This window comes from Rhizobacter sp. (assembly GCF_046595475.1).
In the GTDB taxonomy this organism is placed as follows: domain Bacteria; phylum Pseudomonadota; class Gammaproteobacteria; order Burkholderiales; family Burkholderiaceae_C; genus Rhizobacter.
In genome coordinates this window covers 21014-36851 of sequence record NZ_JBKJOQ010000045.1, presented here as the reverse complement: position 1 = coordinate 36851, position 15838 = coordinate 21014, and the positions used below count along the sequence as shown (strand labels likewise).

Here is a 15838-nt window from a genome sequence, read left to right as displayed (position 1 = left end):
CAAGCGACACCCGCGCGCTCACATGTGCCGGAACACATGCACGAAGCTGCGACTCACCGGCAGCACGTCGTTGCGGCCTTTCAGGCGCACCTCGGCCGTCTCGTTAGCCCCCCGTTCGACCTGGCTCACCTGGTGCAGGTTGACGATCACCGAGCGATGAACCTGGGCAAAACGATCGGGGTCAAGCTCGTCGGCCAGCTCGCGTATGGTCTTGCGGATCAGCGCCTCGCCGCCTTCCCACACCACCAGCGTGTACTTCTCGTCTGACCGCAAATAGGCCACTTGCTCCACCGGAATCAGGCGCACCGAGTTGCCCACCGAAGCCTTGATCCATTGCAGCCAGCCGCCCACATTGACACGCCGACGCAGCTCGACCGACATCTTCTCGATCACCGCATCGAGCGCGGCGCCTTCACTGCCGGGCGCCCGCGCCAGGCGCTGCTGCAGGCGCTGCACCGTGTCGGCCAGGCGCGCTTCGTCGAAGGGCTTGACCACGTAGTCGAGTGCGCCCTGCTCGAATGCGGCAACGGCGTATTGCTCGTAGGCGGTGACGAATACCACCTCGGCCCGTCGCGCGATCGAGCGTGCCGCCTCCACGCCGTTCAGCCCCGGCATGTGCACGTCGAGAAACACCACCTGCGGCGTGTGCTCGTCGAACATTTCCACCGCCTCGCGCCCGTTGCGCGCCTGCGCCACCACCGTCAGCTCGGGCCACAGGCGGGCCAGCAGGCTGCACAGGCGCTCGCGCAGCAGGGGTTCGTCGTCAGCAATGAGCGCAGTGGGCATGGGGGTCAGACTTTGCCAAACACGATCACAGCCTTCAAGCCGTGTGGCGGCTCGTGCAGCATCTGCAGCTGCGCCGCATCGCTAAAGAAGGCGCGCAAGCGCTCGCGCAGGTTGTTGAGGCCGGTGCCCGGGGCCGCGGTTTCACTCATGCCTACGCCGGTGTCGGCCACCGACACCTCGACCTGCCCAGCATGCTCGCAAACCTCGACCTGGATACGACCGCCGGTCTCGCTAGGGTCAATGCCATGACGCACGGCGTTTTCTACCAAGGTCAGCAAAGCCATGGGCGGAAAGCGCAGGTGCGCGAGCGCTGGCGGGGCCGACACGCTGAACTCCAGGCGATCGGGCATGCGCATGCGCATGAGCTCAAGGTAGGCCTGAACCAGGGCCATCTCGGTGCCCAGGGTCGCGTTGTCGTCGCCCAGCGTGGGCACGGCCGCGCGCAGGTAGGCGATCAGGCTTTGCAGCACCGGTGCGGCGCGCGACGAGCCCGATTCAACGAGCTGCTGCACATTGGCCAGGGTGTTGAAGAGGAAGTGCGGCTCGATCTGCGCGTGCAGCAGGCGCAGGCGGGCGTCGAGCGCCTGCTTCTCCAGTGTGCTGCGCTCGAGCGCAAAGGCCAGCTCCTGCGCGCGGGCTTGGCTGTCACGCTGGCGGTAGAGCGAGCCCAGCGCCAACATCAAGCCCACCACGAGGCTGACCGAGCTGATCCACACGAAGCCCGAGATCAAGCCCTCGTGCTGAAGAAAGCGCCGCACGTCGCCGTTCACGATCCACAGATACGCCAGCAGCGTGGCCAGGGGCGCGGCCAGGCCCACTGCAAGCAGCTGTGCCACCCAGCGCGGCACCAGGCGCAAGGGCCAGTGCCCTGCGATGTCAAAGGCCAGCAGCAGCACCACGCCGACGAACACCGTGCGCGCCCAGACGCTGACGAGCGAGGTTTCGAAGATGGGGTTGAGCAATAACGCCACCAGCGTGGCCAGCGCCAAGCTGACCAGAAGGCGCTGCGGCTTGAACGAGGTCTTCAGCAGCGCTGCCAAGCCGGGTCGGTGCGGGACAGAAGGGTTCATGGCCCACACCATACGGGCAATCGCCAGCTTTCCAAAGGCCCGGCGACCCCGCCTGCGACGAGTGACGGATTTTGAGGGTCAGGCCACGAAAGCCCGCCCTCGCAGGTGCTACTTCTTCACCGAGAAGGCGTAGACGATCTTCCCGCTGTACCAATCACCCGCAGCCAGCGTTGTGCTGGGAAAGTTGGGCTTGTTGGGGGCATCGGGAAAGTGATGCGGCTCCAACGAGAACCCGGTGCGGAAGTTGTAGACATGGCCGCCCTTGCCCACGTCGCGCGGCACCTTGCCTTCGAGGAAGTTGCCGGTATAGAGCTGCATGCCGGGCTCGGTCGAATACACGGTCATCACGCGCCCCGACACCGGCTCGTACACGCTGGCCACCAGGCCCAGGCCGGGGCCCGTCTTGTTGAGCACCCAGTTGTGGTCGTAGCCCTTGCCGAACTTGAGCTGGTCATCGGCTTGCCCTATGCGCGTGCCCATCTTCTGTGGCTTGGTGAAATCCATAGGCGTGCCCTTGACCGAGCGGATCTCGCCGGTCGGGATCAGCGTCTCGTCTATGGGCGTGAAATGGTCGGCGTTCATCGTGACCACATGGCCCAGGATGTCGCCGTTGCCTTCACCCGCCAGGTTGAAAAAGGCGTGCGAAGTGAAGTTGACGATGGTGCTCTTGTCGGTGGTGGCGTCGTAGCTCACGACCAGCTCATTCTTAGGCGTCACGCTGTACAGCACGCGCAGCGGTACGTTGCCGGGGTAGCCTTCTTCGCCGTCTTTGAAGACGTAACTCATCTGTACCGTGGTCTCGTCGATCTGCTTGGCATCGAACACCACGAAGCGCGATCCCTTGGTGCCCCCATGCAGGTGGTTGAGCCCGTTGTTGATCGACAGTTGGTAGTCCTGCCCGTCGAGGCTGAACTTACCCTTGGCAATCCGGTTGGCGTGGCGCCCGATGAAGGCACCCATGGCCGCCTGGCCATTGATGACCTGGTCGATGTTTTCGTAGCCCTGAACCACGTCGCCCAACACGCCTTTTTTGTCCGGCACCAGGATCTGCTCGATCTTTGCGCCCTGGTTGGTGATCTTCACCACCATGCCGTTCTTGTTCTGGATCGTGTACAGGTCGGTCTTCTTGCCGTCGACCTCTTTCTGAAAATTCTCTCGCTTCAACTCCGTGTAGGACGCGGCGGGCCCGCCGGCCGCTCCGCACGCCAAGGGCAGCGCCATCGCGCCCACCGCAGACACCCACCGACCGCGCAAAACTGTTTTCATCGTGTCTCCATTTTTTTGTGTGACATCAAAAAATCGGGGCAAGTACCAGCGAACCGGCGCTTGCCCCGCAGAGGGCAGCGTTGCCGCTGCCCCGCATTACCTAGCCATTTACTTAGCCATTTACTTCGGCATTTACTTCACGATCACCGTGTACATGCTGGTGCCGCCGTTGTTCCAGGGACCGAGGGTGACGGTGCCGGCATTGAAGCGCTTCCTGAACAGGCTGAAAGATCGCGTGGTGGTCGCGTTTTCGACCTGGGTGAGGTCGGAGCCGCTGTCGGTCCAGCTGCTGTCCACCCAGCCCGGCAGCGGCGAACGGTTGTCGAGCGCCACGTACACATCGGCGGCGGCCGAGAGCCCGAAGGTCACCGTCGGGGTCCCGGTGTAGCTCTTGGAGTCATTGGCAGTACGGATCCACGCGCCACCGGCCACGACCGCCGGCACGGTGCCGAAGGTGTAGGCGCGGTCGCCATAGAAAGTGTTGCCCGACTGCAAGTTGCTTTGCACCGACCAGTCTGCCGAGTTGGCGCCGTCGGAGACTTGCAGATTCGAGATGCTCGCCCCAACCGTGCCACCCGAACAGCCGCTGACGCGGGCGCCAGCCCAGTCGGCGTGGTCGAAGCCGTTGCCGTTGCCGCCGTCGGTGACGACCAGGCGCAGCTCGGCCGCGTTGGCCACGCTCACGTTGACCGAAGCGCGCAGCGAGGCGCCAGTGATGTTGCCGCTGTCATAGACCTTGGTGCCGTCGGCGTACACCTGGAACACCACACTGCCGTTGTCGCCCACTTCGTCATCAATGCCGAGGTCGGCGATGAAGTTGCCGCTGCAGGCGCGGTTCAGGTTGAAGCGGATTTCCGACGGCGCATGCACGCCGAGGCCGCGCGGGTAGGGCACGCCACCGATGGAGAGCGTGCGGCCGTCAGCCGCGCCTTGCTCGCCGTTGCTGCGGTTCACTTCATACGGGCCCCAGCCGTTGGCCGGCGTGCCGAGCACCGGGAAGCTGCTCACCGCGCCACGCGGGAAGATGTCGCGGCTCACACTGTTGGTCGCACCCGACGAGTCACGTACCGTCAGGGTGATGCGCAACCACATGTTCGCCTGGGCGGCTTCGAAGTCTGGCACGGTGAACTGGCCGCTGCTGCCAGTCACGGGGGTCACGAACGAGTGGGCATGCGAGTCGTGCTGGAAGTCAACCTTCCACGTCAGCGCCGAAGCGGGAAGGTTGCCATCTTCAGTGTCGGTGCCGACACCGCTGTAGGAGATGACGTCACCCGTGGCAAAGCCGGTACTCGCTGATGGCGTATCGATGCGGGCGACCGGTGGGCGGTTGTTGGTCACCGTGAGGGTGGCTTCGTCGGTGTTCACGCTGCCGAAGGAGTTGGTGGCGACCATGCGGAAACGCGAGCCGCTGTCAGCCACCTGCGGGTTGGACAGCGTGTAGCTGGCGCTGGTGGCGCCGCTGATGTTGCCGCCATTGCGCTGCCATTGCAGCGAGGTGGCGCCATCGGCGCTGGCCGTGAAGGTGACCGGCGTTCCCATGAAGACCGTTTGGCTTTGCGGCTGCTGCGCAATGCGCGGGACCTGGCTGCCGGTGAAGGTGATCTTGCCCACCGTGCCAGCACCGGCTGACGGCGTGCCGGTACCTTGGTTGCGCGCCAAGTAATACATCGAGCCCGACGGGGCGATGGCGATGTTGGTCGGGTTGCCGATGTTGCTGGCGAAGGTGGTCACCGTGTTCGGCGTATTGGGGTGGAACCACTTGACCGTGCCGTTGCAGAAATCAGAGAAGAAGAAGCGGCCGACCCAGCTGCTGCCGAACTGCGCATTGCTCGGGTTGTAGAAGGCCGTGCCGGTGATCGCGCAGCCCACGCTGTGATCGTAGGCATAGAGCGGGCTGATGTAGCCCGCGGTGTTGCTCGGGCCTTCGGCGCCTGGCCAACCGTAGTTGCCGCCGGCCTGGCCACGGTTCACTTCTTCCCAGCTGCTGTCGCCTACGTCACCGATGTAGGTGAGGCCCGTGCCCGGCTGGATGTCCAACACGAAGGGGTTGCGAAACCCGAGCGCCCAGACCGCTGGGTAGGACCCCGCGGTGTTGAAGAATGGGTTGTCGGTCGGTACCGTGCCGTCAGCGTTGATGCGCAGCAGCTTGCCGAAAGCCGTGGAGATCTTTTGCGAGTTGGAGCTGCTCACCGGCTGCTTGCTGTCTTCGTGGTTGCCCACGGCGATGTAGAGCTTTCCGTCGGTACCGAAACGCATGGCACCACCCATGTGCCACTTGGTGGCCGTGGGCACGTCAGGCAATTCGAAAATCACCCGCTCGCTACCGCCCACTACGGTGTCATTGGCCTCGGTGACGCGCACCACGCGATTACGCGACACGGTGCCCACCTTGGTGGTGCAGTAGAAGTAAACGAAGTGGTTGTTCGCGAAGTTCGGGTCCGGAATCACCCCCAGGCAACCGCGCTCATTGCTCGAGTCGACGTTGGGCGCCGTATAGAAACGGGCGGACAGCATCGCATCGGCTTTGATGATGCGCACGATGCCGTCTTGCTGAACCACCAGCACGCGGTCATCGGGCAGCACCGTCATCGAGGTGGGGCTGGTGAGCCCCGTGGCGATCTGGCGGTCGTTGAAGCCGGCAGGGACACCGGCAGCCTGCACCAGGCCCGCCGCCATCAAGCCGCCAGCCATCACGCCGCCAGCCAAAAGCTGGCGCCACGGCCGGGCCCTGGCCGCAGCCAGGGGGTTGTCAAAGAGCCAACGTGAAAGTGTCATGGAAGGTACTCCTGATGTGTTTTGCGAGAGGCTGCTCAGGCAGCTTTACTTGACGATGACCGTGTACATGCTTCCCGAGGCACTTGAGGGGCCCAGGTTGACCGCACCGGCAGGGAAGTTCTTGCGGAACAGGGTGAAGCTCCTGGGCGTGCCTTCGTTGTTGACGAGCTTCTGCCCGGTGTTGGTCCAGCCCGTCATCCAGCCTTGCGCGCCAACGCGGTCGTCCATTGCCACGTACACATCGGCCGCCTGGCTGATGTTGAAGGTGACGGTCGGGTCGGCGGTAAACGCCTTCGAGTCGTTGGCCGTGCGTATCCAGCGGCCGCCGGCCACGAGGGCAGGCACCGTGGTGAAGGCATAGGTGCGGTCGCCGTATTGCACGGCACCGTTCTGCAGGCTGTTCTGCACCGACCAGTCGACGGCGTTGGCGGTGTCTTTCACCGACAGGTTGCTGATGGTGACCGGCGTGGTCGCATCCACGGCATCGTCGATCTGCTGCAGGTAGGCGACAAGCTGGTTGAGCTGCGTGGTGCTCAGGCCGCTGGTGGTGCCGTGGCGGCCGCCGGGGTTGGCGGTGGTGAGCACGTCCAGCAGCGTGGCGGCCGAGCCGTCGTGCAAGTAGGGCGCGGTGTCCCACAGGCCTTTCAGCGTCGGCGTGTCAAAGCCCGTCAGCGTGGCGCCCAGGCGCTTGCCCGACGAGGCCTTGATGGTGCCCACGTCGTGCAGCACGCCGGTGGCGCTGTCGGTGAAGTCGGCGCCGGTGTGGCAGGTCGCGCACTGGCCGCTGCCGTTGAAGATCTGCTGCCCCGCCACCGCGGCCGCCGTCAGGCTGCCATCGGCATTGCGGAAGGGGCTGGGCCCCACGCTGGTCAGTGAGCTCACATACGCCGCCAGCGCATCGAGGTCGGCGTTGAGCCCGGCTTTGGGGTCACCCAGAGGCGAACTGCGGGTGCCGGTGTTGAACTGCGCGTCGGTCAGGAAGCCGGTGCCGCTGAAGCTGTTGCGGATGTCGTTCTCGAAGTCCTGGATCTCGTTGAAGTTGCCGGTCCAGTGCACGCGGCCCTGGCCCGTGCCGCGACGACCGTTCAGCGGGATGTTGTTGCGCAGGCCTTCGCCGCGGTCGGTGAAATCGAGCACGCGGCCGTCGTGGCCACCGTCTTGGTGGCAGCTGGCACAACTGATGTACTTGTCGCGGTTCATGCGCCGGTCGTCGGCGTTGTAGAAGATGCGCTTGCCCTGGAACACGTTGGCCGCCAGCGCCTCGCTGGTGACCGCGGCGATGTCGGTCAGTTTTGTGAGGGTGGTGCCGCTGCCGTTGACGAGCGTACTCACGTCGTAAACGCTGACGTTGCGCGACATGAAGTTCTGAACAAATGCACGGCCACTTGGCGTGATCAGCACGCCGCGCGGCGCGCGCCCTACGTTGGGCAGGCCACCAATGATTTGCCGGTTGTAGACGTCCATCACCTCAACGTCGTTGGTGCCCTGGGTCGAGATGAGGGCGTAGTCACCACGCGGGGTGAAGGCCACGGCGTTGGCGAGATCACGGTCGTTGAAGTCAACCCGTGCGCTGAGCACCTCGGCGTTGTTGTCCAAGTCGATCTGGGAGACGATGGTGCGCACCGTGCTTTCGAAGGTGAGTGCGTTGCCGTCGCGGAAGCTGCCACGGTCGGTGTTGTCCTTCTTCGAGGGAATCCAGGCCCGCTTGCCATCGGGCTGGATGACCACCGAGGTCAGGAAATTGGGCACGCCACGGCCGCTGGCTTCGGTGTCGGGGCCCAGGTCTTTGGCGAGCACAAACGTGCGGGTGACGGTGAAGGCGCTGGGGTTCACTTCCAGCACCTCACCTCGGTCGACCGGCGAGATGTAGCGGGTGACGAGCAGGCGGTTGGAGTCGCCCGAGATCGCCAGGCCGCGCGGCGAGCTGCCGGCGGTCAGCGTGGCCTGAATGGCGCCTGTGCTGGGGTTGAGCTTGAGTACCTTGCCCGAGCCTTGCAGCGTGACGAACGCAGCGGTGCCCAGCGGGTTGAACACCACACCGAAGGGGCGCGAGCCGCGGCCGAGCTCAATGGTCTGCGCCAAGGCGCCCGTGCTCGGGTCGAGCACGCTGATGCTGCCCGAGCCGGAGTTGGTGACCCAGATGCGGCTATCGGGGGCCTGCGCCAGGGTTTGCGGGCTCACACCCACGGCCTGCTCGAACACGCGGGTGTTGTTGGCCGCGTTGATGGCAGAGACAGAATCGTTGTCAGAGTTCACCACCCAGACGCGGTTGCGACCCGAGTCGAAGGCCAGCGTGCTCGACGAGCGCGGCGCGGTGGCCGTGGGCTGGGTATGGATGGTTTGCGTCGACGAGCAGGTGTCGGTGGCGGTGCCACTTCGCACGGTCAACACGATCGGGTAGTGCCCGGGCGTGTTGTAAATGTGGCTGGCGGTTGACGTGCCGGAGAAGGCGGTGCTGGTGCCGTCGCCAAAGCTCCACGAATATTGCAGGTTTGAGCCGCTGGCACTGGCCGGGCTGAAAGACACGGTGCTGCCGGCAAGCGCGGGGTTGCGGCTGCCCAGTTGGCAATCCAGAACGGCAGTGCCGGCGACGGTGAAGCGCGAGGTGAACGCGGCCACGCCATTGTTGACGTCGTCTTTCATGCCGCCCGCGGGAATCACCACTTCGTAGGTGACACCCGACTGCAGCGGCACGTCGGGCGAGAAGTTGAGGATGGTCGACTGGCCGCTGTACTTGCCCGCGAGGGTCGACCCACCAACGGGGCGCACGATGAAGGTGCTGGTGGAGACGGTGCGCAGGTCGATGTGGTCGGTGAGCGTGATGCCGATGCGGCTGGTGGCCGCCTGGTCGGTGGAGTTGTTCTTCGGAGACACCATGTCGACCACCGGCGCGCCGGTGATCGGCCCGGCCTGGTGCGGCATCAGCGCGCTGCCGACGGGATGGTCACTGCCGACGAGCACCAGGTTGCCGAGGACGGTGCCGAAGTCTTCATCTCGGCCGGAGATGTTGGAACTGCCGGTGCCGGCGATGGCGCCGGTGGCAAGGTTGACCTTGGCGTAGTTGTTGGAGAAGCCGGCGTGGGCAAAGCCACGCTGAGTGGAGACATAGCCCCCTTTGCCACCGATGTCGCCTGACACGGCGACCTGCGTGAACGCGCGAGGGTTGCTGATGTCATACACGCGCAGTTTGTTGTCGGTGCCGGCGGTGACGATGCGTTCACCGCTCACAACGCCGCTGTACTGGCCCCCGGTGCTGGTGGTCGACGCCAGCACCTTGGGGTTGACCGGGTCACTGATGTCGAGGTTGACCAGGCCGGAACCGTCGGTGCTGATGCCTGTGAGCAGGTTGCCCACCGCGAAGACGGGGCCTACGCGGAAGCCGCCCCAGGCGCTGGTGCTCACCTGTTTGACGAGCGTCGGGTTGCGCGGGTCACTGGCGTTGACCACGTAGATGCCGTTGCCGGAGCCGCCCACGTAGACGTAAGGGGCCTGCCAGAAGGTCCACCAGTTGCCGTTGTCGTAGTCGGACTCGATGATGCCGGGCAAGGTGAGGTACTTGAGCAGGCTGGGCGCCAGGGCGTTGGTGATGTCCCAGAACTCGATGCCATTGATGGCCTGCATCACGATGTAGCGGCCCGGGTAGCTGTTGCTGAAGCCGTAGCCGTGGGGCTCGCGCAGTTCGGTGACGTTGGTCTGCGACACCTTCACCGGGGCACGCGGATTGGACATGTCATAGAACGAGAAGCCGCCGCCGGGGTGACCGGAATCAACGCCAAACGGCACGAACAGGTAGCCGTTGACCATCTGCACCGTGCCATGGCCGCGGGCGCTGCCGTTCACGTCGCTCTTGAAGGTGTAGATGGACTTGAACACCTCGTTGCTGCTGTAGCTCAGGTTGGGCAAGCCCGGACCATCGGCAAAGGCGCCCCCGGGCAGCAAGGCAGAAAGGGCGAGCAAGCTCGACCCCAAGAATGCGCGGGCGCGCGATGGTTGCATGGCGTGGTTCATCGTTGTCTCCTCGCGGCGTCCGACCATCGGCACCGCTGTATGAGTGAATCGCTGTTGCTCAAAACGTTATTGCGTGGAACGTCAACTTGTAGAACGTCGTTTCGCAGAACGATATTTCGTAGAAGATGAATAGAATATTTGTTCTATTTGAATCATTTACAGAATGTTTGTTTTATAAAGACCGCAAGCCCGCCTGTCAACCGGGTTTATTGGCCTGCCGGATCAAATTCCGTCATGGCGCAGTGCAGCAATCGTGAGCAATGCGTTCTTGGCCCACCCCCAAAAAGCCTTTGCGACCTTTGCGTTCTCCGCGTCTTGCCGGTGAGTCTTTTCGCACCCGCACGCCAACGCCCACGCCGCCGCAGCCCAAGGTATCGGCCACCTACAATCCGCCCCCCCAACACCGCCCTGCCTCCATGTTCAAAAACGCCCTTCTCTACCGCATCGGCCCATGGGAGCCGCCCTCCAGTGCCGAGATCGAAAGCCGCCTCGACGCGGGCCGTTTCGCCGAGTGCGGCGCCTCGCAACAAGAATCCATAGGTTGGGTCGAGCCACGAGGCGAAAAGAACGGCGTGCTGATGGAAGGCGTGGGCGGCCAACTCATCTTGAAGCTGTGCGTGGAGCGCAAGGCCGTGCCCAGCCAGGTGGTGAAAAACACACTGGAGCAGCAGCTCGAGAAGATCGAAGCCGACACCGGTCGCCGCCCCAAAGGCAAGAAAGCCAAAGAGCTGAAAGAAGACATCGTGCACGGCCTGCTGCCGCGCGCCTTCCCCAAACGTGGCACAACGCTGGTGTGGATAGACCCGCGCGCCAAGCTGGTGGTGGTGGGCGCAGGCAGCGTGAAGGCGTCCGACCGCATCGTAAGCATGCTGGTTGAGCTATTGGGTGGCGGTATCACCCTCACCTTGCTGCAGACCGAGATGTCGCCCGCCACGGCCATGGCCGAGTGGCTCAAGACGCGTGAAGCCCCGGCCGGCTTCAGCATAGACCGCGAGTGCGAGCTCAAGCAGCCCGACAGTGAGAAGTCAAGCGTGCGCTACGCGCGCCACACGCTAGACATCGAAGAGGTGGGCGAGCACATCGCCCAAGGCAAGCTGCCCACGCAGCTTGCAATGACGTGGAACAGCCGCGTGTCTTTCGTGCTCAACGAAGCCATGGCCGTCAAAAAAATCAAGCTGCTCGATGTGGCACTCGAAGGCGCCGGCTCTTCAGTTGGAGGCTCAGGCAAAGACGACAACGGCTTCGACACCGACGTGGCCATCACCACCGGCGAGTTGGGCCAGTTGTTCCCTGAACTCATAGCCGCGCTCGGGGGCGAGCTGGCGCGCGACAAGCCCGTGCAAACCTGAGGCAGCACGTGAGCAACATTGCCTTCATCGGCACCGGGCGCCTGGGTGGCGCCCTGGCCCAGGCGCTGCATCAGCGCGGTGTGGCGGTGCAGATGGTGGCCAATCGCAACACGATGGCCGCACAGCAACTGGCGGAGAAGCTGGCCGGCTGTCAGGCCGTTGACGCGGCCACCGCCGCACAAGCCGATCTTGTGTTTCTCACCGTGCGTGACGACGCGTTGGCACCGCTGGCCGCGCAGCTGCCGTGGCGCGCGGGCCAGTCGGTGGTGCATTGCAGTGGCGCCACCGAGGTGTCGGTGCTGCAACCCGCGGCCGATGCAGGCGCGGCCATAGGCGGCTTTCACCCGCTGCAGATCTTCTCTGACCCGGCGCGTGCCATTGAGCTGTTGCACGGCAGCTCGGTGGCCATCGAAGGGCCTGCCGCACTCGAAGCGCAGTTGCGCGAGATTGCCGCCACGCTAGGCATGCACCCGCTGCGCTTGCCGCCAGGCAGCCGCGCGCTGTACCACGGTGGTGCCAGTTATGCGGCGAGCTTTTTGCTGTCGATGCTGCAAGAGGCGGCGAGCATCTGGGCGAGTTTCGGCATCGACGAAGCGCAGGCCTTGCAAGCGCTGCTGCCGATGGCGCACGGCACCCTGTCGGCCGCGCAGACCAAGGGCCTGTCAGCAGCAGTCGCGGGCCCGCTCTCACGCGGCGATGCGGGCGTGATCGCGCACCACCTCGCGGCACTCACCGCACTAGGCCCCGAGCACGCCGCGCTCTACCGCGAGTTCAGCCGCCGCCAGCTGGAGCTGGTGCAAGCCACCCACCGCCTGAGCCACGCGCAGGCCGACAGCGTGCGACGCGTCATCGACCCAGAATGAATTTCACGATCTGGGCACGCGTGCCCGGGTCGTCGTCGAAGCCGGCATGCGTGGTGCTCGCACTCACCGCACCCGGCGCGGTGTACGCCGCGGTGTGGGGCAGCTTCCTGGCGTAGGCATCGAAGAACTTCTGCATGCCCACGATGGGCGCGCTGATGCCACCTTCAAACGATTCACTCACCAGGTACAGCAGCGAGCGGCGGTAGGGCCCGCAGCTGCCATCGTCTTGCTCGGCGTGGTCGGTGAGGTGGAACTGCTGGTAGCGCTTGACCACGCCTGACAGCAGGTGCGGGCGCACGTGCTCGTCGAAGGTCGACACCTTCACCGCCGGCGCCATGAAGCTCACCGACTCGAAGGTCATGCCCTCTTTCGCCAGCCGGTCGATCATGAAGCTCGCACCGATGCTGCCGGCCGAGTGGGCCACGAAGTGCATCCGAATCTTCTTGTTGGCCACGCCGTGCTTGAAGTGTCGGTACAGCAGCACACCGCCGGCCTGCTCGTCGTCGGGCACGTCGGGCTTGTAGGCGCTCATCGCATCGGCGTTCTGCTTCATCTCACCCCACAGGCGCGTGCCGGTGCGCGCCAGCAAGCGCTCTAGCCGCTGGTTCCACCAGCCCTTGACCGAGAAGGCGGTGCTGCGCGGCACGTCTTTCACCGCGTCTTCGATGCAGCTGAGCAAGGTGCTGAAGAAATCGGTCTCCCACATCAGGAAGATGGGGAACACTTTTTTGTCGTAGAGCAGCGGGATCCATTGCGCCGCGATGTCGGCCGCCTTCTCCTCGCTCACCAAACCCCCGTGCGCATAGATGCACACGTCGACCACGCCGTTTTCTTTGCCCCAATGCCTGCGTGCTTGCGCCAGGTGCACGTCGACCAGCGCGCGCACGTCGTCGGGCTGGGTGCGGAAAACACCGCTGTTGCTGAGCGCGCCGTTGTTACCCATGTTGACGATGAAAGGCGAGATCTCGCGGTTGCGCAGCACCTGGCTCGCCGCCAGCGCCACATGGCCTGCCGCATCGGTGCGCAGGCTGATGGCCTTGGAGATGGCGGTGTGGTCGCGCGTCACCACGCCCAGCTGCGCCACCCAGCAGTCCATGGCGTTGCGCAGCCAGTCGTCATAGCCGAGGATGGCGTAGCCGTGCGAGCCCCACTCGGGGCCCCAAGAGTTCTGGATCAGGAAGCCGCGCTCGTTGTAGCCCACGATGGCAAAGGCATGGCCCGGGTGCTCGGCGTGGCCGCCTTGCACTGGGATCTCCCACACGCCCTTGAACGACGTAGGTCGGCGCTTCTGCGCGGGCAGGTTGATGCCTTCATCCCAACCTGTGTGGCAGCCTGCGCTCGCGTAGATGATGCCCACCTCGTTGAGCGCGGCGTGCATGTCGATGATCGATTGGGTGTCGATGCGGTAGTAGGACCCGAGCGGGCGCTTGACGGCATCGAACCACCAGTCGTCGTCGAGCTTCTTGCTGGCAGCGGGCATGCCGATCTCTGGAAACAGCACCTCGCTGCACGCCCCATGCTTGAACCAGCCCTTGAGCGCCCCGCGCAAGCTAGAGCCCTTGTCTTGCACGGAGCCGGGAAACTCGTCGTAGCGCCGCGCCATCGAATACAGCATGAAGGGCGAAATGGCCGGTGCAGCTTCGCGCTGGGCGTTGCGCAGCAGGTGCTCCACCACCAGCGACAGGCCAAAGCCGGTACAGGCCATGGTGTCACCCTGGTTCTTGACGGGCAGGCCTTGCGCGGGGAACAGCGTGGAGGCAGGGGCCCTGCCCACGTTGGGGCGAAAAGGCCTGTCACGCGAGTCAGGCGGGTCGGGGCGCGCAACGCGCATGAACAAGGCGGTGGGCTTCTTGGCGGTCGTCTTCTTGCGGGTGGCCATGGGGTGTCTCCTCCGATGAGCGAAGGAGCATGGTCGAACCGGCTCGAAGCAGCGTCAAGACTGCAAAGCTTGGGGGCAACCCCGTCATTCCCGCGAAAGCAGGAACGACGTCATGCCGCTCAAATCGCCTTGAACCGCACCCGCTTGGGCCGTGCGCCTTCTTCGCCCAGGCGCCGCTTCTTGTCGGCCTCGTACTCCTGGTAATTGCCGTCGAAGAAGTTCCACTTCGAATCGCCTTCGCAGGCCAGGATGTGGGTGGCAATGCGGTCGAGAAACCAGCGGTCATGGCTGATCACCATGACCGAGCCGGCGAACTCAAGCAAGGCATCTTCGAGCGCGCGCAGGGTTTCAACGTCGAGGTCGTTCGACGGCTCATCGAGCATGAGCACGTTGCCACCCTGCGACAGCGTCTTGGCCAAGTGCAAACGGCCGCGTTCACCCCCCGAGAGGCTGCCCACCAGCTTCTGCTGGTCGTTGCCCTTGAAGTTGAAGCGGCCGATGTAGGCCCGGCTGGGCATCACAAACTTGCCGACGATGATGTTGTCGAGCCCACCCGACACGTCTTGCCACACGGTCTTGTCGGCACTCAGCGATTCGCGGCTTTGGTCCACAAAAGCCAGCTTGGCCGTCGGCCCGATCTTCACGTTGCCGCTGTCGGGCTTCTCTTGCCCGGAGATCATGCGGAACAGCGTCGACTTGCCGGCGCCATTGGGGCCGATGATGCCGACGATGGCGCCCGCGGGCACCTTGAAGCTCAGGTCGTCGATCAGCACCCGGTGGCCGAAGCTCTTGGTCACGTTCTCGAACTCGATCACTTCATGGCCCAGGCGTTCGCCCACCGGGATGAAGATTTCGTTGGTCTCGTTGCGCTTCTGGTAGTCAACGTCGGAGAGCTCTTCGAAGCGGGCCAGACGCGCCTTGCTCTTGGCCTGGCGGCCCTTGGGGTTTTGGCGCACCCACTCCAGCTCCTTCTTCATCGCCTTGGTGCGGGCGTCTTCGGTCTTTTGCTCCTGCTCCAGGCGGCCTTCTTTCTGCTCCAGCCAGGTGGAGTAGTTGCCCTTCCACGGGATGCCCGAGCCGCGGTCGAGTTCAAGAATCCACTCGGCCGCGTTGTCGAGGAAGTAGCGGTCGTGGGTGATGGCCACCACGGTGCCAGGGAAGCGCTGCAGAAACTGCTCCAGCCAGTCGACCGACTCGGCGTCTAAGTGGTTGGTGGGTTCGTCGAGCAGCAGCATGTCGGGCTTGGAGAGCAGCAGGCGGCACAGCGCCACACGGCGCTTCTCACCGCCCGAGAGCTTGCCGATGACAGCGTCCCATGGGGCCAGGCGCAGCGCGTCGGCGGCAAGTTCCAGTTGCAGGTCGGTGTTTTCAGACCCGGCAGCCGAGATGACAGCTTCGAGCTCGGCCTGCTCGGCGGCGAGCTTGTCGAAGTCAGCGTCTTCAGCGGCGTATTCGGCATACACCTCATCGAGGCGCTTCTTCGCGGCCAGCACGCCGCCTATGCCCTCTTCCACCGCTTCGCGCACGGTTTGGTCGGGGTTCATCACCGGCTCTTGCGGCAGATAGCCGATCTTCAGGCCGGGCATGGGAGTGGCTTCGCCCTCGATGTCTTTGTCGACACCGGCCATGATCTTGAGCAAGGTGCTCTTGCCCGAGCCGTTCAGGCCCAGCATGCCGATCTTGGCCCCAGGGAAGAAACTAAGAGAGATGTTCTTGAGGATCTGACGCTTCGGCGGGACGATCTTGCCGACGCGGTTCATGGTGAAAACGTACTGGGCCATGGGGCTACTCTCTGGTGGAACCGGGGAAAACAGGGATTATCCCTGCACCCGCGGCTCCACC

General features: G+C 64.4%; 9 protein-coding genes. 2 read left to right on the top strand and 7 right to left on the bottom strand.

The window, feature by feature from the left end; translation table 11 throughout:
- Nucleotides 1–18: 18 nt before the first annotated feature.
- From AC30QB_RS08290 to AC30QB_RS08270, 5 genes are all read right to left on the bottom strand, one after another.
- Nucleotides 19–786 (bottom strand): LytR/AlgR family response regulator transcription factor, encoded by a 768-nt coding sequence (locus AC30QB_RS08290; RefSeq protein ID WP_489545728.1) that lies wholly within the window; start codon nt 784–786, stop codon nt 19–21.
- A 5-nt stretch (nt 787–791) separates the two neighbouring features.
- Entirely contained in the window at nt 792–1856 is a 1065-nt protein-coding gene (locus AC30QB_RS08285) for a sensor histidine kinase (RefSeq protein ID WP_489545727.1), read from the bottom strand.
- Between the two features lie 108 nt (nt 1857–1964).
- A complete protein-coding gene (locus AC30QB_RS08280; protein WP_489545726.1) occupies nt 1965–3122 on the bottom strand; it encodes an aldose epimerase family protein in 1158 nt (385 codons plus the stop codon).
- Between the two features lie 132 nt (nt 3123–3254).
- Nucleotides 3255–5897, bottom strand: coding sequence for a PQQ-dependent sugar dehydrogenase (locus AC30QB_RS08275; protein WP_489545725.1), 2643 nt, complete (start codon nt 5895–5897; stop codon nt 3255–3257).
- 45 nt (nt 5898–5942) lie between these two features.
- Entirely contained in the window at nt 5943–9905 is a 3963-nt protein-coding gene (locus AC30QB_RS08270) for an Ig-like domain-containing protein (protein ID WP_489545724.1), read from the bottom strand.
- 416 nt (nt 9906–10321) lie between these two features.
- Here AC30QB_RS08270 and AC30QB_RS08265 point away from each other — a divergent pair, with 416 nt between their 5' ends.
- Both AC30QB_RS08265 and AC30QB_RS08260 read left to right on the top strand, forming a co-directional pair.
- Nucleotides 10322–11254, top strand: a complete 933-nt coding sequence (locus AC30QB_RS08265) for a recombination-associated protein RdgC (RefSeq protein WP_489545723.1) — start codon at nt 10322–10324, stop codon at nt 11252–11254.
- A gap of 8 nt (nt 11255–11262) precedes the next feature.
- A complete protein-coding gene (locus tag AC30QB_RS08260; protein ID WP_489545722.1) occupies nt 11263–12117 on the top strand; it encodes a Rossmann-like and DUF2520 domain-containing protein in 855 nt (284 codons plus the stop codon).
- Here AC30QB_RS08260 and AC30QB_RS08255 read toward each other — a convergent pair.
- Complete coding sequence (locus tag AC30QB_RS08255; RefSeq protein WP_489545721.1) at nt 12101–13996, bottom strand: C1 family peptidase; 1896 nt, start codon at nt 13994–13996, stop codon at nt 12101–12103. The two genes, AC30QB_RS08260 and AC30QB_RS08255, sit on opposite strands and share 17 nt — an antisense overlap.
- A 119-nt stretch (nt 13997–14115) precedes the next feature.
- Nucleotides 14116–15777, bottom strand: a complete 1662-nt coding sequence (ettA, locus tag AC30QB_RS08250; RefSeq protein ID WP_489545720.1) for an energy-dependent translational throttle protein EttA — start codon at nt 15775–15777, stop codon at nt 14116–14118.
- Nucleotides 15778–15838 lie beyond the last annotated feature (61 nt).